The sequence below is a fragment of the Lysobacter oryzae DSM 21044 genome, assembly GCF_059568595.1.
On record NZ_JCANTQ010000013.1, the window covers coordinates 43,869 to 68,556 of the forward strand.

Sequence of the window (24,688 nt, forward strand, 5' to 3'; positions counted from 1 at the left end):
TATATTTATCGAACTGGCCAGTCTAGTATCCAATCCCATGAAATCCGCTTCTTCCCGCACCCCCGCCCCGAAGCCCGCCAGCCCGGGCCGCCCCAAGGACCTGGGCAAGCGCGCCGCGATCCTCGATGCCGCCAAGCGCATGTTCACGGCGCACGGCTTCGAGCGCGTTTCGATGGACCAGATCGCGGCCGAGGCCGGGGTGTCCAAGCTCACCGTCTACAGCCACTTCGGCGACAAGGAGACGCTGTTTTCGGCGGCGATCAGCGCCAAGTGCGAGGAGCAGCTGGCGCAGGGCTTGTTCGCGGTGGACCCGAACTCGTCGCTGCGCGAGCAGCTACTGGGCATCGGTCGCGCCTTCCTCGCCCTGATCAACAGCGAGGAGGCCCTGGCCATCCACCGCGTGGTGACCACGCAGCCGCCCCCGGCCAAGCTGGGCCAGCTGTTCTGGGACGCGGGGCCGCGCCGGGTGCAGGAGGCGTTCGAATCGTTCCTGCGCGACGAGATCGCCGCCGGCGCGCTAGACATCCCCGAGGTGCACCGCGCCGCGTCGCAGTTCCTGTGCATGCTCAAGGGCGAGGCGCACATGCTCCTGCTGTGCGGCTGCATCGACTGCATCGACGAGGCCGAGGCCGAGGCGCACGTGCAGGCCACGGTCGACATGTTCCTGCGGGCCTACCAGACCGCGCCGGCACGCCGGCGCTGAGCCGCGGCCCGGTACTTAGTCTTGGTTACTTCTGGCACTAAGGCGGAAAACGCCCGCACGGCGATCCTTTCCGCTACGCGGGCAGTTCCGCGGCGGCCGGCAAGTCCAGTCGTTAGAATTGGCGCCCCCGCCCACCCCCCTACAGATACCCCGATGAGCACGATCGATTTCGCCAAGGCCCGTGAACTGATGGTCGAACAGCAGGTTCGACCCTGGGACGTGCTCGATCCGCGCGTGCTCGACGTGCTCGCCACCGTGCCGCGCGAGGCGTTCGTTCCCGCCGCGCACCGCGCCCTGGCCTACACCGACATCGCCCTGCCACTGGGTCACGGCGAATCGATGATGAAGCCGGTCGTCGAAGGCCGCACCCTGCAGGCGCTGGAGCTTTCGCCCGGCGACGACGTGCTGGAAATCGGCACCGGCAGCGGCTTCCTCGCCGCCTGCCTCGGGCGCCTGGCGCGCGAGGTGGTGAGCCTGGAACGCCACGCCGACCTGGCCGACACCGCGCGCGCCAACCTGGCGGCGCAGCGCGCCGGCAACGTCAACGTGATCACCGCCGATGCGTTCTCGTGGGACAACAGCCGTCGCTTTGCCGCGATCTGCGTCACCGGTGCCGTGACGGCGATCCCCACGCGCTTCATCGAATGGCTGCAGCCCGACGGCCGCATGTTCGTCGTCCGCGGCCGCTCGCCGGCGATGGAAGCGGTGTTGCTGCGCAACCAATCGGGCGCGCCGCGCATCGAATCCCTGTTCGAGACCGACCTCCCCTACCTCGCCGGCGCTGCGCCGGCGCCCACGTTCGAGTTGTAACGAGCCGTTTTGAAACGAGCCGTTTAAAAAAGGACCTTGCATGAGCCGTCACCCGCTTGTTCTCGCCCTAGCCTTCGCCCTGCTGCCCGCCGCGGCCCACGCCGAAGACCTGATGCAGACCTACGAACTGGCGCGCTCAGGCGACCCGCAGTTCTCCGCCGCCGAATCCAGCCGCCTCGTCACCCGCGAGGGCTCGGTGCAGGCGCGCGCGGCGCTGCTGCCGCAACTCAACGGCGAGGCTTCGGTGAACCGCGGGCTCGCCGACGGCACCGAGGACGGCACCAACTCGCGCAGCGTCGGCTTGACCGCGCGGCAAATGGTGTACGACCACGCCAACTTCACCCGCCTGCGCAGCGCCAACGCGCTCAGCCAGGCCGCGGACTACCAGCTCGACTCGGCTAGCGACACGTTGATCACGCGCACCTCCGCGGCCTACTTCAACGTGCTGGTGCAGCTGGAAACGCTCGCCGCCGCGGAAGCCGCCGAGACCGCGCTGAAGAAACAGTTCGACTTCGCCTCCAAGCGCCTCGACGTCGGCCTCGCCCCGATCACCGACGTGCACGAGGCGCGCGCGCAGTACGACAGCGCCCGCGCCAGCACCATCCTCGCGCGCAACGCGGTGGAAGACGCCTACCAGGCGCTGCGCGAACTCACCGGCCAGCCGGTCACGAACCTCAAGGGCCTGCCGGACGACTTCAAGCCCGCGCTGCCGGAAACCGGCGGCGCCGACGAGTGGGTCGCCATGGCGGTGGCCAACAACCCGGCGCTCAAGGCCCGCGAGCTCCAGCTCAAGTCGGCCGAGGCCGACGTCGGCACCGCGCGCGCGGGCCACTACCCGACCCTGTACCTGAGCGGCAATTACGGCGACACCACCACTTGGGGCCGCGAGAACGGCAGCAGCTTCGACTTCAGCGACGGTCGCGGTTCGGTGGGCCTGACCCTGTCGGTGCCGATCTTCTCCGGTGGCGCCACGCAGTCGGGCGTGCGCCAGGCGCTGGCACGACGCGACATCGCGAGCGATGACCTGGAGCAGAGCAAGCGCGCGCTCGACCGCAATACCCGCAACGCCTACCAGACCGTGGTCGCCGGCATCAGCGAAGTGGAAGCCCGCCGCCTGGCGCTGGTCTCGGCACGCGCCGCCTACGACGCCTCGCAGGTCGGCCTGGAAGTCGGTACCCGCACCGTGCTGGACGTGCTGACCAACCAGCGCAACCTGTTCACGGCGCAGCAGGCCTTCGCCCAGGCGAAGTACAACTTCCTGCAGAACCGCCTGCTCTTGGAACAGGCCGCCGGCACGCTCGATGCCGACGACGTGCAGGACATCAACCGCCTGCTCACGGTCGATACCGAAGCGAGCCTGCAGACGCCGGTGCAGTAAGGTCCGTCGCAACGCACCCTGCAAGGGCGGCCTCGGGCCGCCCTTGTTGTTTCCGGCGGATCGATCCGTCAGGCGCGCACGGATTCGAGGAAGCGCTCGGCCTGCGCATCCGAGCGCAGCACTACCGCCCGCTGCCCGGGGCGCAACGCGCGCAGGCGGCGCAGCAACGCCGGTCGCCGCCGCTCCGGATAGGTCCAGATCCACCACAGGAAATCGAGCGTCAGGCGTTCGTGGCAACCCGGCGCCATGTCCGCGCGCGCCCGCGCCGGATGCCATAGGCGCCGCCGCAGCACGCGCCACAGGCACAGCAGGCGCGGGAAATCGAGGAACACCACGGTGTCGCAGGCGTCGATCCGGCGCTCCAGGGTGCCGCCGAAATTGCCGTCGAGGATCCAGCGTTCCCCGGATACCAGCCGCGCGATCTCCGCGTCCCACGCCGTGCGTTCGGGTTCCACCCACCCCGCTCGCCAGTAGACGCGGTCGAGGTGCACCACCGGCAGGCCAGTGCGCTGGCCGAGCCGCACCGCGAACGTGGACTTGCCCGCGCCACCCGGGCCGACGACGAGCACTCGCTGCACGCTAGGCACTTCCGCGCAGCACCGGTTCCAGCAGGGCCATCGTCCGCGCCAGGGCGCCGCGGCCGGTCTCCACCAGCGCGCGTCCCGCCTCCACCATGCGCGAGCGCGCGTCACGATCGGCCAGCAGCGACGCGATGGCGTGTTCGACGGCGTCGGCATCGGCACCGATCTTCAATGCGCCGGCGTGTTCGAGCCGGTGGGCGATCTCGGCGAAGTTGTGCAGGTGCGGGCCGGTGACGATCGCCGTGCCGGTGGCGGCGGGCTCGAGCAGGTTGTGCCCGCCCACAGCCTGCAGGCTGCCGCCGACGAAGGCGACGTCGGCGCAGGCGTAGAAGTTCACCAGTTCGCCCAGCGTGTCGATGACGAACACCGCATCCTCGCCTTGCGGCCAGCGCGCGCGCGAGCGTGTGGATACCTGCCAGCCGGCGCTGCGCGCGTGTTCGGCCACGGCACGGAAGCGTTCGGGATGGCGTGGCGCCCACAGCAGCAGCAGGTCGGGAAACGCGCCGCGCAGCCGCCGGTGGATGGCGATGACGTCCGCTTCCTCGTCCTCGTGGGTGCTGGCGGCGATCCACACCGGACGGCCCTCGACCTGCGCGTGGAAGTCCGCGACGAACGCCGCCACCGTGTCGGGCACGCTGACGTCGTACTTGAGGTTGCCGGTTTCCAGGGCCTGGCCTTCGCGCGCGCCCAGGCGCACGAAGCGGCGCGCATCGGCATGCGACTGCGCGGCCACCGCGCGCACCGTGCGCAGGGCGCGGCCGACCAGCGGCGCGAGCACCTGGTAGCCGCGCAGCGATCGCGCCGACAGGCGGGCATTGAGGATGTAACTGGGCACGCCGTGGTCGCGGCAGCCGAACAGCAGGTTCGGCCACAGTTCGGTTTCCATGATCAGCGCGGCGATCGGCTGGTAATGGGCGAGGAAGCGCCCCACCGCACCGGGCAGGTCGTAGGGCAGGTAGACGTGCTCGACCTCGTCCTTCCACAGCGCGCGCACGCGCTCGGAACCGGTCGGCGTGATGGTGGTGACGAGCAGGCGCAGGTCGGGGCGGCCACGGCGCAGCGCCTGCACCAGCGGCACCGCGGCATTGACCTCGCCGACCGACACCGCGTGCACCCACAGCGTGCGCGCATGCGGCGGATCCTTGTACCGCGCGTAGCGCTCGGACCAGCGCTGCAGGTAGGCGGCCTGGCGGAAGCCGCGCCAGATCAGGTGGTAGACGGTGATCGGCACCAGCAGGTACAGCACCGCCGAATACAGGACGCGCAACAGGCGCTCGATGAGGTCTGGCTTCGTCACTGGCGGCATCGGCGAAGGATAACGAAGTTGTCCGGCATTGCCGTCGCCGGCATCACGCACCGCCCGATGGCGGCAGGGCTAGTTAAAATCGCCGCATGTCCGACGACGCCATGCCGCTGCACGCGGCCAGTCCCACCGATCCGGGTCCGCCTCCGCGTGGCGTGCAGCACTGGCCGATGTGGCTGGGCTACTTCGCCATGTGGCTGGCAGCGCGCCTGCCCTGGCCGTTGCAGCGGGCCCTGGGCCGCATCGTGGGCGGGCTGGCGCGGCTGCTCATTCCCGCACGCCGCCGCGCCGCGCGCATCAACATCGCCCTGTGCTTCCCGGAACTGGACGCCGCCGCGCGCGAAGCGCTGCTGCGCGCGCATTTCCGCGACGTTGGCATCGGCCTGTTCGAATTCGCCCGTGCGTGGTGGGGTTCGGCCGAACCGATGCGCCGCAGCGTGCGCATCGAGGGCCTGGAGCACGTGCAGGCGCTGCAGGCGCAGAAGCGTGGCGTGCTGTTCGTGTCCGGCCACTTCATGACCCTGGAGCTGTGCGGGCGGCTGATGTGCGACCACATCCCGCTCGCCGGGATGTACCGGCGCCTGCGCAGTCCGGTGCTGGAATGGGCGGTGAAGCGCGGCCGCCTGCGCTACGCCTGCGCGATGTACAGCAACGACGAGATCCGCCCGGCCATGCGTCACCTCAAGCAGGGTGGCTTCCTCTGGTACGCGCCGGACCAGGACATGCGCGGCAAGGACACGGTGTTCGCGCCGTTCTTCGGCGTGCCCGCGGCGACGATCACCGCCACCCACCAGTTCGCGCGCCTGAGCGGTTGCGCGGTGGTGCCGTTCTTCCATCGCCGCGAAGGGGCCGATTACGTGCTGCGGGTGGCGCCGCCGCTGGCCGACTTCCCGTCCAGCGACGCGACCGCCGACAGCGCGCGGGTGAATGCCAGCATCGAGGCGATGGTGCGCGAGGCCCCAAGCCAGTACCTGTGGATCCACCGCCGCTTCAAGCGGCGACCACCGGGGCTGATGTCGCCGTACAAGGCCGCACGCGACTGAGCGCGGCGCGCGCACGTCGCAAGGCGCGGCAACCCGTCGCCAGCGCAGCGCACCGGTGCGTTCCATGCTGTCAGTGCTGCGCATCCCGCGACAGCAGGCTGCCCGCGTACAGCGCCGCCAGCAGCAGGGTCAGCCCACCCCAGAAAGTCGAGTAGAACGCCAGGTGCGTGTTGAACGGGAACACCGTCACCGCGAGCGCGAGCATGGCCGGGCGCGCGTCGTCGCGCGCCGGTTCGTCGGCGAAGCGCCAGGCGCGCCAGGCGAGCGCCACGCCGGCCAGCCACAGCAGCAGGCCGATGAATCCGGTTTCGCTGAGGATTTCCAGCACGACCTGGTGCGCATGCAGTGCCGGCCCGCTGCCCCAGGCCGGTGGCTGCGCGGGCTCGGGGTCGCACGCGGGGAACGCATCGCGGAAGCCGCGCGCGCCCACGCCGTTGACCGGATGCTCGCGCACCATGCACAGCGCGGCGCGCCAGATCCGGCCGCGTCCCGACAGCGCATTGTCGACGCCGCTCTCGTCGGCGTTCAGCGCATGCATGGTGCGATCGATGCGTTCGCGCACCTGCGGCACGGTCGCGGTCATCACCGCCATCGCCAGCGCGCCGAAGGCGAACACGCCCAGCAGCTTCTTCCAGCCCAGCAGGCGCCAACCCGATACGACCAGCACCAGCGCGTAGGTGATCCAGGACGCGCGCGAACCCGCCAGCAGCATCACCACGCCCACGGCCGCGGCGGCCACGAGCCAGCCGAAGGTGTGGAAGCGCCGTCCCGCGGCATACAGCGCAAACGGCGACAGGCTCGCCAGCACCGGTCCCAGCTTGAGGTTGCACGGGCCGAGCACGCCGCTGAGGCGGTCGACCGCTTCGGCTTGCGCCGCCGTGCACATCGGATGGTGGCTGATGACCTGCTTGAGCGCGTCGATGCCGAAGAACAGCGGGCTGGTGCCCGTCGCGGCCTGCAGCAGTGCATCCAGCGTCCAGATGCCGACGATCACCGCGAGCCCGGTGAACGTGATGCGGCGCCCGCGCGGGTTGGCGACCGCGGACGCGGCCAGCCACAGGAACGGCAGGTAGCGCAGGTCCTCGGCGGTCTGCGCGAAGGCATGCGCGCGATCGATCGCGTCGAATGCGGACAGCAGCTCCGGCACCCAGTAGGCGCAGAACAGGACGCTGGTCAGGGCCCAGGCGTGGTTGCTGAGCAACTGCGCGCCGCCGCGGAAGCGCGACAGCAGCAGCCTGACGATGGCCGCCAGCGCGCCCAGCACCAGCACCGCTTCGGCATAGCCGGGTGCGGGCCACAAGGCGACGTAGGTGAGGATCCATGCCGGCGCCCAACGCCAGCCCGCGTCGCCGCCGGGGGCGGAAACGCGGGCAGCCGGCCCGCCCGGGCGAGGGTCAACCACAGAGTTCGGCGTAGACGGCAAGCGTGGCCTCCTGCATCGCGCGCAGCGTGTGCGGAATGGTAGCCGGAGGCGCCGGCGGGTGCGCCAGCAGTTCGCACGCCGCGCGCGCGAGGGCATCGGCGTCGAACGGCGGCACGCCGCCGCCGGGTTGCAGTTGCGCGAGCAGCTCGCCCACGCCACCGTGCGCCCAGCCCAGGACCGGGCGCCCGACCGCCAGGGCTTCGATCACCGTGCGCCCGAAGGATTCGGGCTTGCGCGACAGCTGCAGCACCAGGTCGCTGGCGGCATAGGCGCGCGCGATCTGGTCGGTGGGCGGAGTGAAGGCGATGGCGTCGGCGACGCCGAGCGTCGCGGCTTCGCGTTCGAGTTCGGCGATGTACGCCTCGCGCCCGGTTTCACGCGCACCGGGCAACCACAGCCGCGCCGCGCTGCCCTGCGCGCGCAGGTTCGCCAGCAGCTTCAGCGCATCGGCGTGGCCTTTCAGGCGGGTGCCGCGCCCGGGCAGCAACAGCAGCGGCCCGTCCGCCGCGAGCGCGGGATCCTGCGCGGCCGCCCAGGCACGCGCGGCGGCGTCGGGATGCGGCGCGCGCGGGAACATCGCCGGATCGATGCCGCGCGGGATCAGCCGCAGCTTCGCCGCATCGGTGCCCGGATAGTGCTGCAGCACGTAGTCGCGCACGCTTGCGGACACGCAGATCACGCGTTCGCCGCGCGTCATCACCGCGCTGTAGCGCGAGGGCGAGTTCAGCCCGTGCACGGTCGTGACGAAGCGCGGCGCGTTCTCCTGCATGCCGCGCAGGGCCAGCACCGCCAGCCACGCCGGCAGGCGCGAGCGTGCATGCACGAGGTCGACGCGTTCGCGCGCGAGCAGCGCGCGCAGGGCGCGCACGTGGCGCAGGGTCAGCAAGGACTTGCGGCCGATGTCGAGCGCGATGTGCTCCGCGCCCAACGCCTGCAGCCTGGGCACCAGGCGGCCGCCGGCGGATACGACGAGGGCGCGATGGCCGGCCTGGACCAGCGCGTCGGCGATCTCCAGGGTGGAGCGCTCGACCCCGCCGGATTCCAGCGCGGGCAGGAGTTGGACGACCGTCAGCCGTCGCATCGGCCGGGCGGAACGCTGGGGATGCAAGCCATTCCGCGCGACACGGACATGCCGCGGCTTACCGCTCGGGTTCGTCGGCGAGGACGAAGTGCGCGCCGCAGTACGGGCACTGGCATTCGCGCTCCGCTTCGATCGGCAGGTACACGCGCGGATGCGAGTTCCACAGCGCCATCGACGGCAGCGGGCAACTCAACGGCAGATCGGCGCGGGTGACGACGTAGCGCTTCTCGGCGTTGGCCTGGGTGGGATGGAGGGGGGCTGCGGTCATGGCGGCACTTCGTGAAGCGTGGGCCCGCATTGTAGGGCGGGCTCCAGCCCGCCACTAGCGCAGCGACTGCCGTGGTACGCGGGGCGGGCTCAAGCCCGCCATTGCGCAACCATGCCCACGAAACGCAGGGCGGGCTGGAGCCCGCCCTACGGCAGGTCGAAGAACAGCACTTCGCTCGCCTGCGTCGCCGCCAGCCGCAGTGCGTCGGTTTCGTCGGCGAGGCCAATCGCATCGCCAACGCCCAGGGACCTCCCCGCCACGTCGATCGTGCCGCGCGTCACCTGCAGCCAGTAGCGCCGCTGCCGATCCAGCGGGCGCTCGAGCAACGCCCCGGCTTCCAGCCGGGCGACGTACAGGCGCGCGTCCTGGCGGATCGCGATGCTGCCTTCGGCGCCGTCCGGCGAGGCCAGCAGCAGCCAGCGGCCGTCGGCCTCGTGGCCCACCGCCGCGCGCTGCGCATAGGCGGGCTGGGCGTTGAGGCGGTCGGGCTGGATCCAGATCTGCAGGAAGTGCACCGGCTCGGCATCGCTGGCGTTGTATTCGCTGTGCTCGATGCCGTGGCCGGCGCTCATCCATTGCAGCTCGCCCGCGCGGATCACCCCGCCACCGCCGTTGTCGTCGCGATGCGCCAGCGCGCCCTCGAGCACGTAGCTGAGGATTTCCATGTTGGCGTGGCGGTGCGGCGCGAAGCCCGCGCCGGGCGCGACGCGGTCCTCGTTGATCACGCGCAGCGGGCCGAAGCCCATCCACGCGGGGTCGTAGTAGCGCGCGAACGAAAACGTATGCCAGCTCTGCAGCCAGTCGGCACCGCCGTGTCCACGCGCGCTGGCGGGGCGATCGATGATCATCGCGGATTACTTCTTCGCCGCTTCCGGCTTGGGCACCATCGCCTCGGTGGTGATGCGGATGGTGATCTCGTCGCTGACGTTGGGCACGAACTTGGCGACGTTGAATTCACTGCGCTTGATCGTGGTGCTGGCGTCGAAGCCGATCGCCGCGCGCTTGCCCAGCGGATGCTCGCCGCTCTTGTTGAGGGTGACGTCCAGCACCACCGGCCTGGTCACGCCGTGCACGGTGAGGTCGCCACTGACGCGCAGCTTGTTCTCGCCCGCCGCTTCGGTCCTGGTGCTGGTGAAGGTGATCGTCGGGTACTTCTCGGCGTCGAAGAAATCGCCGCTGCGCAGGTGTTCGTCGAGATCCGCCACGCCGGTGTCGAGCCCGGACAGCGGGATCGTCACCTTGACCGAGGACTTGGCGACGTTGGCGGCGTCGTACACGATCACGCCGTCGACTTGGTTGAAGCTTGCGGTCGGGTGCGAGAAGCCGAAGTGGTTCCAGCCGGCGACGACGTTGGTGTGGTTGGGATCGATCTTGTATGTGGTGGCGCCACTGGCGCCACCGGGGGCAGCGAAGACGGTGCCGGCGAGCAGCAGCGCCGCGGCGAGGGTCAAGGGCTTGAACATGGGTGCAGGCTCCGTGGGTACGTGGGCATGGATGCAGGAGACAGAGGCGCACGGGGCGCCGGAGGATTCGCGGGACGGTCAGACGATGCGCGCGGCCTCGTCGAAGGCCAGGCGCGGCGAGCGCGCAAACAGCTTGGCGGGATCGCCGTAGCCGAGGTTAACCAGGAAGTTGGATTTCCAGCTGGTGCCGGCGAAGAACGCCGCGTCGACCTTGGCGTTGTCGAAGCCGGACATCGGCCCGCAATCCAGGCCCAGCGCGCGCGCGGCCAGCAGCAGGTAGGCGCCCTGCAGGCTGCCGTTGCGCAGGCAGATGGTCTCGATCGCGGTCTCCGGCTTGGTGTCGAACCAGCTCTTCGCGTCGGTGTGCGGGAACAGGTACGGCATCTTCTCGAAGAAGGCCATGTCGTAGGCGACGATGGCGGTGACCGGCGCCGCCATCGTCTTCTTGTAGTTGCCCTCGTCCAGCGCCGGGCCGAGCTTGGCCTTGGCCCCGGCCGACTTCACGAACACGAAGCGCGCCGGGCAGGAATTGGCGGTGGTGGGACCCCACTTCAGCAGGTCGTAGAGCTGGTGCAGCAATGCATCGTCGACCTCGCCCCCGATCTCGTTGTGGGTGCGCGCGGTGCGGAACAACTGGTCCAGTGCGTCGGCCGGCAAGGCGGAATGCATCAATCGATCTCCAGGAATACGGGCGCGGCCATCGGCCGAGGCGGCAAAGTGTAGAGTCTGGCGCGTGATTCGACAGGCGATGGCCCCGGAACGGACTTACTCCCAGATGCAACAAAGCACGTCGCCACCGCGCCATGACACCTGGACCCTCAGCGACGGCCATGCCGGCAACGTGCGACAGGCGCAGGCGCTCGCGGCGGCGATGGGCATCGTGCCATCGCGCGTGTGGAACCTGCTGGCGCGCGCGCCATGGCGGTGGTGTTCGCCGCGCCGGCTGCCGGGCGCGCGGCGGGCCTTCGGCGACGACTTCGCGCAGTCACTGGCGGAAGCGCCGTCGCTGGCGATCGGTTGCGGGCGCCAGGGCGCCCTGGCCACGCGACTGTTGCGGGAATACGGCGCGCGCAGCGTGCAGATCCTCGATCCGCGTCTCGCCCCGCGGCATTGGGACCTGGTGATCGCACCGCGCCACGACGGCCTGCACGGCGACAACGTGATCAGCATGCTGGGCAGCCTGCATCCCGTCGACGACCTGTGGCTGGCCGCGGCGCGCCAGCAGTTCGCCGCCTTCGCGCAGCTGCCGCAACCGCGCACCGCGGTGCTCGTCGGCGGCGCCAGCGCGCATGCGCGCTTCGATGCCGAAGCGCTGGCGGGATGGCTCGACGCGCTCGCCACGCGCATCGGCCGCGAGGGCGGCAGCGTGCTGGCAACGGCATCGCGGCGCACGCCCGCAGCCGCGCTTGCCATCCTGCGCGCGAAGCTGGCAGCGCTGCCCGGCGTGGTGTGGTGCGGCGAGCACGATGGCGCCAATCCTTACGCCGGGCTGCTGGGGTGGGCCGACCGCATCGTCTGCACGGCGGATTCGGTGAACATGCTGTCCGAGGCCGCGGCCACCAACGTGCCCGTGTTCGCCTGCGGCATCGAGGCGCTGCACGGGCGCCCGCGCACCTTCGTCGACAGCCTGGTGGCCCTCGGGCGCGTGCACGCGTTCGATGCGGAGCTGGCGCCGTTCGCCGTGATGCCGTTGCGCGAGACCGCGCGCGTGGCCGCGGAAGTGCGCCAGCGCCTGCGGCTCTAGCGCGCGTCAGGCGGGCGCGGCGAAATCCAGCGCCTGCTGGCGCGTCGCGGCGCGGATCGCACTGCGCGCCGCCTCGATCTCCGCATCCAGCGGGAGCCGGCGCTGGCGCCGGTCCAGCGTACAGTCGAGGCCGCGCGCGAGCAGGGTCGAGTGCGCATCGCGCAGCGCGTGAGCCTCCGCGCCGAGCAGGCCGGCATCGTGCATCGCGTCGATCAGTCCCGGCGTGTTGCGCGGACCCAGCAACTCGCGCCGCGCATGCGCATGCATGAGCACCAGCGCCTGCAACAGGAATTCCAGGTCGACCAGGCCAGCTTCGCCCTGCTTCAGGTCGAAGCCCGCGGCATCGCTGCGATCCAGCTCGGCGCGCATGCGCCGTCGCATCGACAGCACATCCTCGCGTACCTGCGCTGCATCGCGCGTGCGCGCCAGCGTCGCGGCGCGCACGGCTTCGAAGTCGGCGTGCAGCCCGGCGTCGCCGGCCACGAAGCGGGCGCGCACCAGGGCCTGGTGTTCCCACGTCCAGGCGCGCTCGCGCTGGTAGTCGCCGAAGCTGGCGAGCGTGGACACCAGCAGGCCCTTGGCCCCGTCCGGACGCAGGCGCACATCCACTTCGTACAGGCGTCCGGCGGCGGTGACCGCGCCCAGCAGCGCGACCACCTTCTGCGCCAGGCGAGCGAACCAGCGCGAGGCATCGAGCGGACGATCACCGTCCGAATGCGCGTCCGCCGGCGCGTCGTACAGGAACACCAGGTCGAGGTCGGAGCCGAACCCGAGCTCTTCGCCGCCCAGGCTGCCGTAGCCGAGCACCGCGAAGCGCGCACCAGCGATGGTGCCGTGCGCACTGGCGACCTCGTGCTGCGCCAGCGCCAGGATCCGCGCGACCACGCCATCGGCGAGCCAGGCAAGCTGCTGCGCACTCATCGCCGCGGGCTGGCGGCGATCGCGCACGGCCATCGCGATGCGGAAGCTCAGCGCCTGGCGCACTTCATTGAGTTCCTGCAGCACGGACTCGGCGTCATCGCCGGCGACCGTCGCGCAGGCGGCGAGCAGCGCATCGCGTTCGGGCAGGCTGCCCGCCACGCGTGCATCGAGCAGTTCGTCGAGCAGTAGCGGGTACGCGGCCAGGCGTTCGGCCAGCAACGCGCTGCGCGACACCACGTCCACCAGGCGCTGCAGCGCCGCGGGCTGCTCGTCGAGCAGCGCGAGGTAGGCGCTGCGGCGCAGGATGTTGTGCAGCAGCGCGAGCAGGCGGCGCAACGCCAGCATCGGCTGCTGCGAACCCGCGGCCGCCTGGAGCAGCGCCGGCAGCACGCGGTCGAGCCGCGCCCGCGTCGCGTCCGACAATCCTTTCACCCCGGGGCTGCGGGCCAGGTCGCGCAGCAGGCCGTCGGCCTGTTCCGCCTCGTCGAAGCCGGCGTCCTGCAACGCCCGCGAATCGCCCGCGTCCGGCAGCGCGCCCCAGTACGTAGCCAGCGCATCCGGGGCCTGGGCCTTGCGGCGCGGCGCGAGCAGCGCTTCGAATTCGGTCGTCACCCGCGCGCGCTGCGCGTCCAGCGCAACGCGCAGCGCGCCCCAGCCGCCGAAGCCGAGCGCCGCGGCGATGCGTGCGCGATCCTCGTCGCGCTCGGGCAAGGCATGGGTCTGCGCGTCGGCGAGCATCTGCAGGCGGTTCTCGAGCCTGCGCAGGAAGCGGTATGCCTCCGCGAGCGCCACGCCCGCCTCGGCGGTCATGTGGCCCGCATCGACCAGGGCCTGCATCGCCGGCAGCAGCCGGCGCTCGCGCAGCTGTGGCTCGCGGCCGCCGCGGATCAGCTGCAGGGCCTGGACCAGGAACTCGATCTCGCGGATGCCGCCGGGGCCGCGCTTGATGTCGTCGGCCAGTTCCTTGCGCGCGACCTCGGCGCTGATCGCCGCCTTCATCGCACGCAGGCCATCGAGCGCGCCGTAGTCGAGGTAGCGCCGGTACACGAACGGCCGCAGCGTTTCCAGGAAGCGCTCGCCCGCGGCCAGGTCGCCCGCGACCGGCCGGGCCTTCTGCCAGGCGTAGCGTTCCCAGTCGCGGCCTTCGTGCTGGAAGTACTGCTCCATCGCCGCGAACGACCAGGCGACCCGGCCGACATTGCCGTACGGGCGCAGGCGCAGGTCGACGCGGTGGCTGAAGCCGTCGGCGGTGACCTCGTCGAGCAGCTTCGCCAGTTGCTGGCCCAGGCGCGCGTAGTAGGTCTCGGCGGCGAGCGGGCGCGGTCCGTCGGACTCGCCTTCGCAGTCGTACGCGTAGACCAGGTCGACGTCGGAACTGAAGTTCAGCTCGCCGCCGCCGAGCTTGCCCAGGCCGTACGCGACCAGGCGCTGCGGGCGCCCGTCGCGATCGCGGATCACGCCGTGGCGCTGGGCGAACTCGGCTTCCAGCGCCGCCAGCGCGGACTGCAGGCAGGTTTCGGCGAGCGCGGTCGCCCCGGCCAGCGTGGCGCCGATGTCGTCCTCGCCCGAAACATCGCGCCAGATCAGCCGCGTCGATTCCGCGGTGCGGTAGCGGCGCAGCAGCGCGGGCCAGCCGCCACGATTCTCGACCGTGAGCCCGGGCGCCGGCAGCGGCGAGGTATCGGCGAGCAGCCGGGGCAACAACGCGGGCTGGCGCAGCAGCGTGTCGATCGCGAACTCGCTGGCGACCGCCACGCGCCGCACCTGCGCGCAGGCCGCCGCGTCGTCCAGCGCCGCGGCGCAACCAGGCAGGCTGCGCAGCCGGTGCACGGCGCGATCGGCGATGGCGGCAAGCGTGGGATCGTTCATCGCCGCGATTCTGGCACGCGACAAAAAAAGCGGCCGCTCGAAGGCGGCCGCAGGAGAGACCACTGACTTGGATCAGTACTGCACGGCCCTGGCGGCATTGACGCGACCGGCGCCGTAGATGTCGTCGGTGCCGGGCTTGCCCAGGTCGTCCGACGACGCGCGCAGGATGCGCTCCACTTCCGACGGCGCCAGCTCGCCTCCGTGCTTGCCGATGATCAGCGCGGCGACACCGGAGACATGCGGGGTCGCCATGCTGGTGCCGGCGGCCCAGAAGTACAGGTTGCCTGCCGACGTATAGCCGCCCGGCGCGAACACCAGGTCGAACACGTAGCAGGCGCGCGTCAGACCGGCCACCGTGCAGTTGGCCATGCCCGGTGCGGTGCCGAACAGCGGCGTGTCGCCGCCGGGACCGGCGAACGAGATCGCCGACTGGCCGTAGCTGGAGTAGCTGGCCAGGTAATCCAGGTTGCTGTTGGGATTGATCGCCCAGCCGGCCGGCGTGGTGGCCGAGATCGACAGCGTGTTCGGCAGCTCCGCCGGGAACGCGCGCAGGTTGGCGACGTAGCAGCCGTCCGTGTCGCAGATCTTGACGCCGGAATCGTGGTCGAGGTCGCGCCCGTCGTTGCCGGCGGCAACGATGGTGATCGCGTTCTGGTCGCGCGCGTATTGCACGGCGCGCTTGGTCGCGTTGATTAGTTCGGCGACGTCGTTGGCGCCCGGGCCGTTGACCGGCAGGCCGCCACTCACACCCAGGCTCATGTTGATCACGTCGGCGCCGTGGTCGGCCGCGTAGACGATGCCCTGGATGATGCCGCCGAAGCTGCCGCTGCCGCTCACGCCGGAGAGCACTTTCACGGCCAGGATCTTGGCCTGCGGCGCCACGCCGATGGTGCCGAAGGCGTTGTCGGGCGCGGCGATGATGCCGGCTACGTGGGTGCCGTGGTTGAAGCCGCCGGGGATGTTGTGGCAGACGCCCTCGCCGCTCACGAACGAGGTGGACTCGGCCAGCAGGAGGTTGGGCGCGATGTCGGCGTGCTGGCAGACCACGCCCGAGTCCAGCACGGCCACGACCGCACCGTCGCCGCGGTAACCGGCGTTCCAGGCGCCCGCCACGTCGATGGCCGCGCTGCCCCACTGCAGGTTGAAGCGGGTGTCGTCATCGCCCGAGGTGGGCGGGTTGGCGAAGTCTTCTTCCAGCGACGCCTGGGCTTCGGGAACGTCGAACTTGATCGTGTAGTCGGACACCACCGAACGGATGCCCTGCACCTTCGCGGCGCGCGAGGCGAAGGTGCTCTGGTTCGACTCGACGATGGCCACGCCGATCTGCGGCAGGCGCGCGGTGATGGTGCCGCCGGCCGCTTCAACCTTGCGTGCCAGCTGGGTGTCGAACCCCTGCGACTTGGCGGTGACGACGAAGGTGGCCGCATTCGCGGCAGCCGCACAGCCAAGCGTACCGAGAGCCAAGGCGATGGCCCGGGAAAGATTGCGCATGTTGGATTCCCTCAAAGAAGTGGACGAGAGGCGCTTGGCGTCGCGACCCCGGCGACGTTCCCCACACCCCTTCCACTGGCACGCGGAAAGCCATGCCAGTCGGCCAGGCCAAGGTGAACGCATCGGACTCCCCGGAACCCGCAACCCCATCGGCACGCTGACGGCACGGGGGTTAAGCCGGCGCGATTGCGCGGGCTCGGCATCGCGCGCGGCGCGAGCGGCCGGCGCGGAGATCGGGAAGCGGAAATAAAAAAGCCCGCTAGCGGTCGTAACCGGTAGCGGGCCTTGCTCCCTCCCCCACGTCGGGATGCGAGCCGATCGTGAAGGAACCGTTATTCCCTTTGCACGCTGCAGTGCAAAACGATACTGACCAGTTCATCAAGCATGGGCATGCCCCCCGGTTTCGGCGGCTTCAGGTCCGGGTGCGCACTGCGATTGGCGACCGGCGAGCCAATCGCGGCGTCGTTGCGACACGCAGGGGCCGCGTTGCACGGACTTGAGCCCGCCCACCCCGCGTGCTGTCATGCGGCGTCGCCTGCGGAACCGGTCCCGATGCACCTGTTCGAACGCGATGCATTGTTGGGATCACTGGAGCTGCTGCTGCGCGCGGCGGCGGACGGCGCCGGGCGCGTGGTGTTTGTCGGTGGCGAAGCCGGGATCGGCAAGAGCAGCCTCGCGCACGCGCTGCGCGACCGGCGCGGCGCGGCCGCCGTGTGGTGGGGCGCGTGCGACGCGCTGCAGACGCCGCATCCGCTGGCGCCGCTGCACGACATTGCACGGGCCAACGCTGTCCGCTTCAAGCCGCTGCTGGCCGAAGACGCCGGACGCGCGCAGTTGTTCGAGGCCGTGCTGGCCGAGCTGCAGGCCTCCGCGGTGCCGATCCTGTTCGTGGTCGAGGATGCGCACTGGGCCGACGAGGCGACGCTGGACCTGCTCAAGTTCCTGGGCCGGCGGCTGGAACATCTGCGCTGCCTGTTGCTGGTCACCTATCGCGACGACGAAGTCACCGCGCGGCATCCGTTGCGGCGACTGATGGGTGAGTTGCCCGCGGCACGCGTCACCCGGATGCCCGTGCCGCGCCTGTCCGCCGCGGCGGTCGAGGAGATGGCACGGGGCGCACTGCGCTCGCCGGAAGGATTGCATGCGCTGACGCAGGGCAATCCGTTCTTCATCAGCGAACTGCTCCAGCACGGCATCGACGGCGTGCCGCAGGGCGTGCAGGACCTGGTACTGGCGCGGTTCGCGCGGCTCGGCCCGACGGCCCAGCAGGTGCTGCAGCTGGCCTCGATCGTGCCCAGGCGCATCGATGACTGGTTGATGCACGCAGTGCTGGCGCCACCGCTGGCGGCGCTCGAGGAATGCCTCGACGCCGGGCTGCTGGTCGCGGACGGCAACCGCGAGGCGATGGCCTTCCGCCACGAACTGGCGCGGGTGGCGATCGAGCGTTCGCTTTCCCCGCAACGCGCGCGCGACCTGCACGCGCAGGTCCTGGCCGCGCTGGATTGCGCCGATCCCGCGCGCGTGTCGCTGGCGTGGCGCGTCCACCACGCCGACCGCGGCGGCGACGCCGCCGCCGTGCTGCGCCTGGCGCCGCGAGCCGCGCACGAGGCGCAGCGGCGCGGCGCGCACCTGGAAGCAGCCGCGCACCTGCGCACGGCGCTCGCCTACGCCGCGCAGCAGCCTGATCCGGTGCGCGCCGCGCTCCTGGACCGGCTGTCCTACGAGAGCTACCTGACCGACCATATCGAGGACGCGCTCGCCGCGCGCCATGCCGCACGCGCACTGTGGCGCGGCATGGAGGACCGGCTGAAGGAAGGCGACGCGATCCGCTGGTTGTCGCGCCTGTCCTGGTTCAACGGCCAGACCAGCGTCGCGGAAGCCTATGGCGACGAGGCCATTGCCGTGCTCGCGGCGCTGCCGCCGGGGCGCGAACTCGCGATGGCCTACAGCAACCGCGCGCAATTGCACATGCTGCAGGGCGAATGCGCCGAGGCCATCGCCCTGGGCACGCGCGCGCTGGAGTTGGCCAGGGCGCTGGGCGATCCGCAGATCGAGGCCCACGCGCTCAACAACATCGGTACCGCGCGGCTCGATGCCGGGGACGATGCCTGCGACGATGCCGGTCACGCCGAACTTGAGCAGAGCCTGGCGCTGTCCCTCGCCGGCGGCTTCGAGGAACATGCCGCGCGCGCCTACGTGAACCTCTCGTTCGACGCGGTCACGCTGATGCGCATTCCGCTGGCACTGGACTGGTTCGAGCGCGGCATCGCCTACTGCGACACGCGCGACCTCGATGCGTGGACCCGCTACATGACCGCGTACCAGGCGGTTGCGTGGTTCGCGCTGGGCCAATGGCAACGCGCCTCCGAACAGGCCGCGCAGATCCTGGCCGCGCCCGAGCTGGCGCCGATCAACCGCATCGTGGCCCTCACGGTACTCGGCCATGTGCGCGCGCGGCGCGGCGATCCCGATGCAGCGCCGTTGCTCGACGAAGCCCTGCAGCTCGCGTTGCCGACGCGTTCGTTGTTGCGGATCGGCCCGGTGATCGCCGCGCAGCTGGAAGCCGCGCGCCTGCGCGACGACCGCGCGGCCTGTCTCGAAGCGATCCGGCCACTGGCGTCGCTGGACCAGCGCACGCGCTACCGCAGCTGGGTGATGGCGGAAATCGCCTACCAGCTCCGGCTCGCCGGCATCGCCTGGGAACCTGCCGACGATTGCCCGCGGCCGTTCGCATTGCAATTCGCCGGCCAATGGCGCGAAGCCGCGGAGGCATGGCACGCGCTGGGCTGTCCGTACGAGGAGGCACGCGCACTGGCGGAGGGCGACACGCAGGCGCAGTTCAATGCGCTGGCCGCGTTCGAACGCCTGGGCGCGGCACCGATGGCCGAGCGCCTGCGCCGGCAACTGCGCGATTCCGGCGTGCGCGGCATGCCGCGCGGGCAACGCGCGTCGACCCAGGCCAATCCGCATGCGCTGACCGCGCGCGAGATCGAAGTGCTGCGCCTGCTGTGCGATGGCTTGCGCAACGCGCAGATCGCCGAGCGCCTGAGCCGCTCGGTGCGCACGGTGGACCACCACGTGGCCGCCATCTTCGCCAAGCTCGGGGTGAGCACCCGCACCGAGGCGATGGCCGCGGCCCTGGCCGCCGGCATCCAGCCGCCAAAATAGGCAGCCGCCGCGCGCAATCTGGGCAAGCCTGCCGACGCCGTGCCGTTGCCGTCTCCGTAGCCTTCGGATCGCAGCATTCCGCTGCTCCCCCAACGGAGACCCCCGATGAAACCCCTCTCGATCAAGCCGCTGCGGCTGCTGGCCTGCATCGCCCTGTATGGCATCACGATGTCCGGCCTGGCCCTGGCCGATGCCGCGAACGCCGCCACCAGCCAGCACCGCTACGTCATCCAGCGCACCTTCCCGCAGGGCGCGCTCACTGGCCTGGATGCGGCCGCCAAGGCCAAGGTCAACCAGACCAACGCCCGCTTCGGCGTGAAGTGGCTGATGTCGTTCGCCAACGGCGACAAGACCAAGACCTTCTGCATCTACGAAGGCCCGACCGAGGACGCCATCCGCCTGGCCGCCGCGGCCAACCATCTCCCGGTGGATTCGGTCACCGAAGTCCCGGTCACGCTGGAAGCCAAGTAAGCCATCGCCCGCGGCCGTGGGCCGCTCATCTGCTGGAGACAACGACATGACCCGCTACGTGATCGAACGCAACTTCCCCGCCGGCCTGCACATCCCGGTGAACGACGAAGGCGCGCAGGCCTGCCTCGGCGTCGTCGACGCCAATGCCAGGGACGGCGTGACCTGGGTGCATTCCTACGTGAGTGCCGACAAGACGAAGACGTTCTGCGTCTATGACGGTCCCAACCCCGAGGCCATCCGGCGCGCCGCCGGCAGCACCAACCTGCCGGTGGAACGCATCACCGAGGTCCGCGTGCTCGACCCTTACTTCTACCGCTAGTCATCCGAGGCCCGCCATGTCCCGCCTGCTTGCCCTGCTGTACGGCGCCGCGTGCTACGCGGTGTTCCTGGCGACCTTCGTGTACGCCATCGTCTTCGTCGCCGGCTTCGGCCCGCTCAAACACATCGACAACGGCAGCCAGGCGCCCTTCCTGGCGGCGCTCGGCATCGACCTGGCACTGCTCGGCCTGTTCGCGGTGCAGCACAGCGGAATGGCGCGTCCGGCCTTCAAGCGATGGTGGACGCGCTTCGTGCCCGCGCCGATCGAACGCAGCACCTTCGTGCTCGCCAGCAGCCTCGTGCTGATCCTGCTGTTCTGGCAGTGGCGGCCATTGCCGCAACTGGTATGGAACGTCGATGCCGTCGCCGCGCGTTGGGCCTTGGTCGCCCTGTCGGGACTGGGATGGCTGCTGGTGCTGGCCGGCACGTTCGTCATCAACCACTTCGAGCTGTTCGGCCTGCGCCAGGTGTGGTTCCACGCGCGCAAGCGCATGGCGATGGACGAGCCGTTCGTCACCCGCGCGTTCTATCGCATCGTGCGGCACCCGCTGATGCTGGGCTTCCTGATTGCCTTCTGGGCCACGCCGACGATGACGCTGGGGCACGTGCTGTTCGCGGCGGTGACCACGGGCTACATCCTGGTCGCGGTGAAGTTCCTCGAGGAACGCGACCTGGTTGCGCTCTACGGCGACACCTACCGCGAGTACCAGCGCCGGGTGCCCATGCTGCTGCCGTGGCCGAAGCGACGCGCTGCCCCGGAAACCGGCGCAACGGCGCCACAGCCTGCGCAGCAATGATCGGTTCGCGTGGCGCACCGCATCCGCACGGGTGCGGTGCGCCGCGCGCAGTCATGCGGTCGCCGCGATCTTTCGCAGGCGGATGAAGGGGAATCGCCCGAGACCGCGCTGTGCCAGCACCTCGCGCGCCGCGATCTCGCCCGCCCTCCATGAAGCCCTGCGTCTCCAGTGCACAGTGTTCGCCGGCGAAATTCCACGCCCGAATCGACGTGTTCGACAGTACGTTCCAGCCGGTGCAACTGCCACCTGGCGCATTCACCGACCCAGGCATCCCCGGCGGCTTCGCGCCATTCGGCATCCAGGCCATCGGTGGCGACATCTACGTCACTTATGCCAAGCAGGACGCCGCCATGGCTGACGAGGTGGTCGGGCCGGGACTGGGCTATGTCGACGTCTACACGCCCAACGGAGCACTGATCCGGCGCGTGGCCAGCCGCGGACGCCTCAATGCGCCCTGGGGCATCGCGCTGGCGCCGGCGCGGTTCGGCACCTTCAGCAACGCACTGCTGATCGGCAACTTCGGCGACGGCCGCATCAACGCCTTCGAGCCGGTGTTCGGTTTTCCGATGGGGCCATTGCGCGACAGCCGGATGCGTCCGATCGAAATCGAAGGCCTGTGGGGCATCGCCTTCGGCAATGGCTTCGCCAACCAGCCGGTGAACACGCTGTTCTTCGCCTCGGGCCCGGACGACGAGGAGCATGGGCTGTATGGACGACTCGACCTGATCGAGCGATGAGCCAGGAGCCGCTCCGCGGCACGACGCATCGGCCAAAAAGAAAAGCCCTGCATCGCTGCAGGGCTTTTCCCGATTCGGACTCCGCCGCGTTGAGCCGCCGCTCCACGGCGGCTCCAACGCGGCGAGTTATCCGGCGGCTTCAGCCGCACGGATAACAGGAACTTAGAAGTCCATGCCGCCCATGCCGCCCATGCCGCCGGCGCCCGGCATCGCCGGTTCGTCCTTCTTCGGCAGCTCGGCGACCATCGCTTCGGTCGTGATCATCAGGCCGGCGATCGACGCGGCGTTCTGCAGCGCGGTGCGGGTGACCTTGGTCGGGTCGAGGATGCCGGCTTCGAGCATGTCGACGTACTCGCCGGTGGCGGCGTTGTAGCCGAAGGCGCCCTTGCCTTCGATGACCTTGTTGAGGATGACCGACGGCTCTTCGCCGGCGTTGGTCACGATCTCGCGCAGCGGCGCTTCCATCGCGCGCAGGGCGATGGCGATGCCGTGGTTCTGGTCTTCGTTGATGCCCTTCAGGCCGGCGATCGCCGCCTTGGCGCGCAGCAGCGCGACGCCGCCGCCCGGGACGATGCCTTCTTCCACGGCAGCGCGGGTGGCGTGCAGCGCGTCTTCGACGCGGGCCTTCTTTTCCTTCATCTCGACTTCGGTAGCGGCGCCGACCTTGATGACGGCCACGCCGCCGGCCAGCTTGGCCACGCGCTCCTGCAGCTTCTCGCGGTCGTAGTCCGAAGAGGTCTCTTCGATCTGCGCCTTGATCTGCTTGATGCGCGCCTCGATGCCCGACACTTCGCCGGCGCCGTCGATGATGGTGGTGTTTTCCTTCGAGACCTGGATCTTCTTGGCGCGGCCGAGGTCCTTGATCGTGGCCTTCTCGAGCTGCAGGCCGACTTCCTCGGAGATCACGGTGCCGCCGGTGAGGACGGCCATGTCTTCCAGCATCGCCTTGCGACGGTCGCCGAAGCCCGGGGCCTTCACCGCGCAGACCTTGACGATGCCGCGGATGGTGTTGACGACGAGGGTGGCGAGGGCTTCGCCTTCGACTTCCTCGGCCACGATCAGTAGCGGCTTGCCGGCCTTGGCGACGCCTTCAAGCACCGGCAGCAGTTCGCGAACGTTGGAGATCTTCTTGTCGTGCAGCAGGATGAACGGATCTTCCAGTTCGGCCTGCATCGACTGCTGGTTGTTGATGAAGTACGGCGACAGGTAGCCGCGGTCGAACTGCATGCCCTCGACGACGTCGAGTTCGTTCTCCAGGCCCGAGCCGTCCTCGACGGTGATCACGCCTTCCTTGCCGACCTTGTCCATCGCCTGCGCGATCAGGTCGCCGATGTTGGCGTCGCTGTTCGCGGAGATGGTGCCGACCTGGGCGATTTCCTTCGAGGTCGACGACGGCTTGGAGATCTTCTTCAGCTCTTCGACGGCCGAGACCACGGCCTTGTCGATGCCGCGCTTGAGGTCCATCGGGTTCATGCCGGCGGCGACCGCCTTCATGCCTTCGCGGATCAGCGCCTGCGCCAGCACGGTGGCGGTCGTGGTGCCGTCACCGGCATTGTCGGAGGTCTTGGAAGCGACTTCCTTCACCATCTGCGCGCCCATGTTCTCGAACTTGTCGGCCAGTTCGATTTCCTTGGCGACGGACACGCCGTCCTTGGTGATGGTGGGAGCGCCGTAGCTCTTCTCGAGCACGACATTGCGGCCCTTCGGGCCGAGCGTTGCCTTGACGGCATTGGCGAGCACGTTGACGCCGCGCAGCATCTTGGTGCGCGCGTCCTCACCGAAACGGATTTCCTTGGAAGCCATTGCGGATTACCTCAAAAAAGAATTCAGTCGAAAAGAAAAGAGCAGGAGCGACGTGCTATCAGGCGATGACCGCGAAGATGTCGTCTTCCTTCACCACCAGGTATTCGGTGCCGTCGAGCTTCACCTCGGTGCCGCTGTACTTGCCGAACAGGACCTTGTCGCCGACCTTGACCTTCGGGGCGCGGACGTTGCCGTTGTCAAAGACCTTGCCCTCGCCGACGGCGACGACTTCGCCCTTGATCGGCTTCTCGGTGGCCGAGTCCGGGATCACGATGCCGCCCGCGGACAGCTTTTCTTCTTCCATGCGCTTGATGACCACGCGGTCGAACAGCGGCTTGATGTTCATGGCAACCCTCACATAACTGGTTGATTGATCGGAAAAAAGACCCGGGCGTTGGCAGTCGCTTGCGGCGAGTGCCAGACCTGGGACGTAGAAAGACCCGGACGAGCCGGGACTGCGAGCAGATGGGGGCAGGCACCGGGCTTTCAAGCGCCGGAAAAGAAAAAAGTCCGAACGGGGGACGTTCGGACCTTGGAGAGCGCAACTGGGCGGGCCAAAAAGAAAGAAAGAGCGCGGACAGGGGTTCGCGCTCTTTCTGGTTTGGAGATGGCCGTCCTCAGCTTGGCGCAGTCCCGCGCCGCGTCTCCTTACCTGACCTCTTGTCGACGCCGACATCCTTGCCGGACGGGGCCAATTTGTGCTCGCGGTAGCGGCTTGTCCAGTATGAAATCGTAGTCATTTGTTGACTATCGGTATCGCTTTGGCGGCCAACTTTAGATTAAGTGTTTGATATCTAAATGTTTAACTTTTATTTAGGAGACCACCGGCGCACACCGCTTGGTGTCTGTTGATGTCTAGGTGACTAGCGGTAACACTTCGCCCATTTCCGGCCTCGGGAATCACGCTGACATGACGCCGCAGCAACGTATCCGCCTGGCCCGGCGTCACGCCGGCCTGTCCCAGTCCGCCCTTGCCGGCACCATCGGCGTGCAGCGCAGTGCAGTCAGCCACTGGGAAACCAACAACGGCAAGCACCCGAGCGTCACCCACATGCGCGAAGTGGCGCTCGCCTGCGGCGTCCAGTTCGAGTGGCTCGCCACCGGCCGCGGAAAGATGAGCCTGTCCAGCGATACCGCGCTGGACTCGGTCGCCGCCGCCGATGCGCTGCTGATCGAAGACCCGATCGAACTGCGCCTGATCCTCGCCTTCCGCGACGCCCCGACGCGCTCGCGCGCGCCGCTGGTGGAAGTGGTGGAGCAACTCGCCTCGCTACGCACCGGACGCAAGATCGGCAGCGCCCGCTAGCGCTGGCGAG

Annotated in this window: 23 protein-coding genes; 11 read left to right on the forward strand and 12 right to left on the reverse strand. The window is 69.6% G+C overall.

What is annotated here, in order from left to right; translation table 11 throughout:
• Positions 1-37: 37 nt before the first annotated feature.
• The 3 genes from BP05_RS12400 to BP05_RS12410 all read left to right on the forward strand — a co-directional run bounded on the left by BP05_RS12400 (position 38) and on the right by BP05_RS12410 (position 2,891).
• Positions 38-703 (forward strand): TetR/AcrR family transcriptional regulator, encoded by a 666-nt coding sequence (locus BP05_RS12400; protein ID WP_496363900.1) that lies wholly within the window; start codon positions 38-40, stop codon positions 701-703.
• 153 nt (positions 704-856) lie between these two features.
• A complete protein-coding gene (locus BP05_RS12405) occupies positions 857-1,513 on the forward strand; it encodes a protein-L-isoaspartate O-methyltransferase family protein (protein WP_496363902.1) in 657 nt (218 codons plus the stop codon).
• A 40-nt stretch (positions 1,514-1,553) separates the two neighbouring features.
• Complete coding sequence (locus BP05_RS12410; RefSeq protein WP_496363904.1) at positions 1,554-2,891, forward strand: TolC family outer membrane protein; 1,338 nt, start codon at positions 1,554-1,556, stop codon at positions 2,889-2,891.
• Positions 2,892-2,959: 68 nt separating this feature from the next.
• Here the strand turns inward: BP05_RS12410 and BP05_RS12415 are convergent, their stop codons facing one another.
• Together BP05_RS12415 and waaA are read right to left on the reverse strand one after the other, a co-directional pair.
• Positions 2,960-3,469, reverse strand: coding sequence for an isopentenyl transferase family protein (locus BP05_RS12415; RefSeq protein WP_496363906.1), 510 nt, complete (start codon positions 3,467-3,469; stop codon positions 2,960-2,962).
• A 1-nt stretch (position 3,470) separates the two neighbouring features.
• Positions 3,471-4,778, reverse strand: coding sequence for a lipid IV(A) 3-deoxy-D-manno-octulosonic acid transferase (gene waaA / locus BP05_RS12420; protein ID WP_496363908.1), 1,308 nt, complete (start codon positions 4,776-4,778; stop codon positions 3,471-3,473).
• A gap of 101 nt (positions 4,779-4,879) precedes the next feature.
• On the opposite strand from waaA, the gene lpxL reads away from it, so the two are divergent.
• Positions 4,880-5,818: an LpxL/LpxP family Kdo(2)-lipid IV(A) lauroyl/palmitoleoyl acyltransferase gene (gene lpxL / locus BP05_RS12425; protein ID WP_496364442.1), complete on the forward strand. Its 939-nt coding sequence runs from the start codon at positions 4,880-4,882 to the stop codon at positions 5,816-5,818.
• Between the two features lie 70 nt (positions 5,819-5,888).
• Here the strand turns inward: lpxL and BP05_RS12430 are convergent, their stop codons facing one another.
• From BP05_RS12430 to BP05_RS12455, 6 genes are all read right to left on the reverse strand, one after another.
• Entirely contained in the window at positions 5,889-7,220 is a 1,332-nt protein-coding gene (locus BP05_RS12430) for an O-antigen ligase family protein (RefSeq protein ID WP_496363910.1), read from the reverse strand.
• Entirely contained in the window at positions 7,213-8,322 is a 1,110-nt protein-coding gene (locus BP05_RS12435) for a glycosyltransferase family 4 protein (protein ID WP_496363912.1), read from the reverse strand. The genes BP05_RS12430 and BP05_RS12435 overlap by 8 nt, the downstream gene beginning before the upstream one ends.
• A gap of 58 nt (positions 8,323-8,380) precedes the next feature.
• Positions 8,381-8,590 carry a zinc-finger domain-containing protein gene (locus tag BP05_RS12440; protein ID WP_460711170.1) on the reverse strand — a complete coding sequence of 70 codons (210 nt, stop codon included), beginning with the start codon at positions 8,588-8,590 and terminating at the stop codon, positions 8,381-8,383.
• Between the two features lie 146 nt (positions 8,591-8,736).
• Positions 8,737-9,438 (reverse strand): pirin family protein, encoded by a 702-nt coding sequence (locus BP05_RS12445; RefSeq protein WP_496363914.1) that lies wholly within the window; start codon positions 9,436-9,438, stop codon positions 8,737-8,739.
• 6 nt (positions 9,439-9,444) lie between these two features.
• Positions 9,445-10,053 carry a YceI family protein gene (locus tag BP05_RS12450; protein ID WP_496363916.1) on the reverse strand — a complete coding sequence of 203 codons (609 nt, stop codon included), beginning with the start codon at positions 10,051-10,053 and terminating at the stop codon, positions 9,445-9,447.
• 78 nt (positions 10,054-10,131) lie between these two features.
• Positions 10,132-10,722, reverse strand: coding sequence for a malonic semialdehyde reductase (locus tag BP05_RS12455; protein WP_496363918.1), 591 nt, complete (start codon positions 10,720-10,722; stop codon positions 10,132-10,134).
• A gap of 106 nt (positions 10,723-10,828) precedes the next feature.
• Between BP05_RS12455 and BP05_RS12460 the strand changes: the two genes are divergently transcribed.
• Positions 10,829-11,797 carry a mitochondrial fission ELM1 family protein gene (locus tag BP05_RS12460; protein WP_496363920.1) on the forward strand — a complete coding sequence of 323 codons (969 nt, stop codon included), beginning with the start codon at positions 10,829-10,831 and terminating at the stop codon, positions 11,795-11,797.
• 6 nt (positions 11,798-11,803) lie between these two features.
• Here BP05_RS12460 and glnE read toward each other — a convergent pair whose 3' ends face one another.
• Both glnE and BP05_RS12470 read right to left on the reverse strand, forming a co-directional pair.
• Positions 11,804-14,587 carry a bifunctional [glutamate--ammonia ligase]-adenylyl-L-tyrosine phosphorylase/[glutamate--ammonia-ligase] adenylyltransferase gene (gene glnE / locus BP05_RS12465; RefSeq protein WP_496363922.1) on the reverse strand — a complete coding sequence of 928 codons (2,784 nt, stop codon included), beginning with the start codon at positions 14,585-14,587 and terminating at the stop codon, positions 11,804-11,806.
• A gap of 72 nt (positions 14,588-14,659) precedes the next feature.
• Positions 14,660-16,078: a S8 family peptidase gene (locus tag BP05_RS12470; protein WP_496363924.1), complete on the reverse strand. Its 1,419-nt coding sequence runs from the start codon at positions 16,076-16,078 to the stop codon at positions 14,660-14,662.
• 552 nt (positions 16,079-16,630) lie between these two features.
• On the opposite strand from BP05_RS12470, the gene BP05_RS12475 reads away from it, so the two are divergent.
• The 5 genes from BP05_RS12475 to BP05_RS12495 all read left to right on the forward strand — a co-directional run bounded on the left by BP05_RS12475 (position 16,631) and on the right by BP05_RS12495 (position 21,569).
• A complete protein-coding gene (locus BP05_RS12475) occupies positions 16,631-19,246 on the forward strand; it encodes an ATP-binding protein (protein ID WP_496363926.1) in 2,616 nt (871 codons plus the stop codon).
• Between the two features lie 105 nt (positions 19,247-19,351).
• Positions 19,352-19,717 (forward strand): DUF4242 domain-containing protein, encoded by a 366-nt coding sequence (locus BP05_RS12480; protein WP_496363928.1) that lies wholly within the window; start codon positions 19,352-19,354, stop codon positions 19,715-19,717.
• A gap of 46 nt (positions 19,718-19,763) precedes the next feature.
• Positions 19,764-20,036: a DUF4242 domain-containing protein gene (locus tag BP05_RS12485; protein WP_496363930.1), complete on the forward strand. Its 273-nt coding sequence runs from the start codon at positions 19,764-19,766 to the stop codon at positions 20,034-20,036.
• Between the two features lie 16 nt (positions 20,037-20,052).
• Positions 20,053-20,832: a methanethiol S-methyltransferase gene (mddA, locus tag BP05_RS12490; RefSeq protein ID WP_496363932.1), complete on the forward strand. Its 780-nt coding sequence runs from the start codon at positions 20,053-20,055 to the stop codon at positions 20,830-20,832.
• 149 nt (positions 20,833-20,981) lie between these two features.
• Positions 20,982-21,569: a TIGR03118 family protein gene (locus BP05_RS12495; RefSeq protein WP_496363934.1), complete on the forward strand. Its 588-nt coding sequence runs from the start codon at positions 20,982-20,984 to the stop codon at positions 21,567-21,569.
• A gap of 162 nt (positions 21,570-21,731) precedes the next feature.
• Here the strand turns inward: BP05_RS12495 and groL are convergent, their stop codons facing one another.
• Together groL and groES are read right to left on the reverse strand one after the other, a co-directional pair.
• Positions 21,732-23,372, reverse strand: a complete 1,641-nt coding sequence (gene groL, locus BP05_RS12500) for a chaperonin GroEL (protein ID WP_496363936.1) — start codon at positions 23,370-23,372, stop codon at positions 21,732-21,734.
• 58 nt (positions 23,373-23,430) lie between these two features.
• Positions 23,431-23,718 (reverse strand): co-chaperone GroES, encoded by a 288-nt coding sequence (gene groES / locus BP05_RS12505; RefSeq protein WP_496363938.1) that lies wholly within the window; start codon positions 23,716-23,718, stop codon positions 23,431-23,433.
• Between the two features lie 564 nt (positions 23,719-24,282).
• On the opposite strand from groES, the gene BP05_RS12510 reads away from it, so the two are divergent.
• Positions 24,283-24,678, forward strand: a complete 396-nt coding sequence (locus BP05_RS12510) for a helix-turn-helix domain-containing protein (protein ID WP_496363940.1) — start codon at positions 24,283-24,285, stop codon at positions 24,676-24,678.
• Positions 24,679-24,688: the final 10 nt, after the last annotated feature.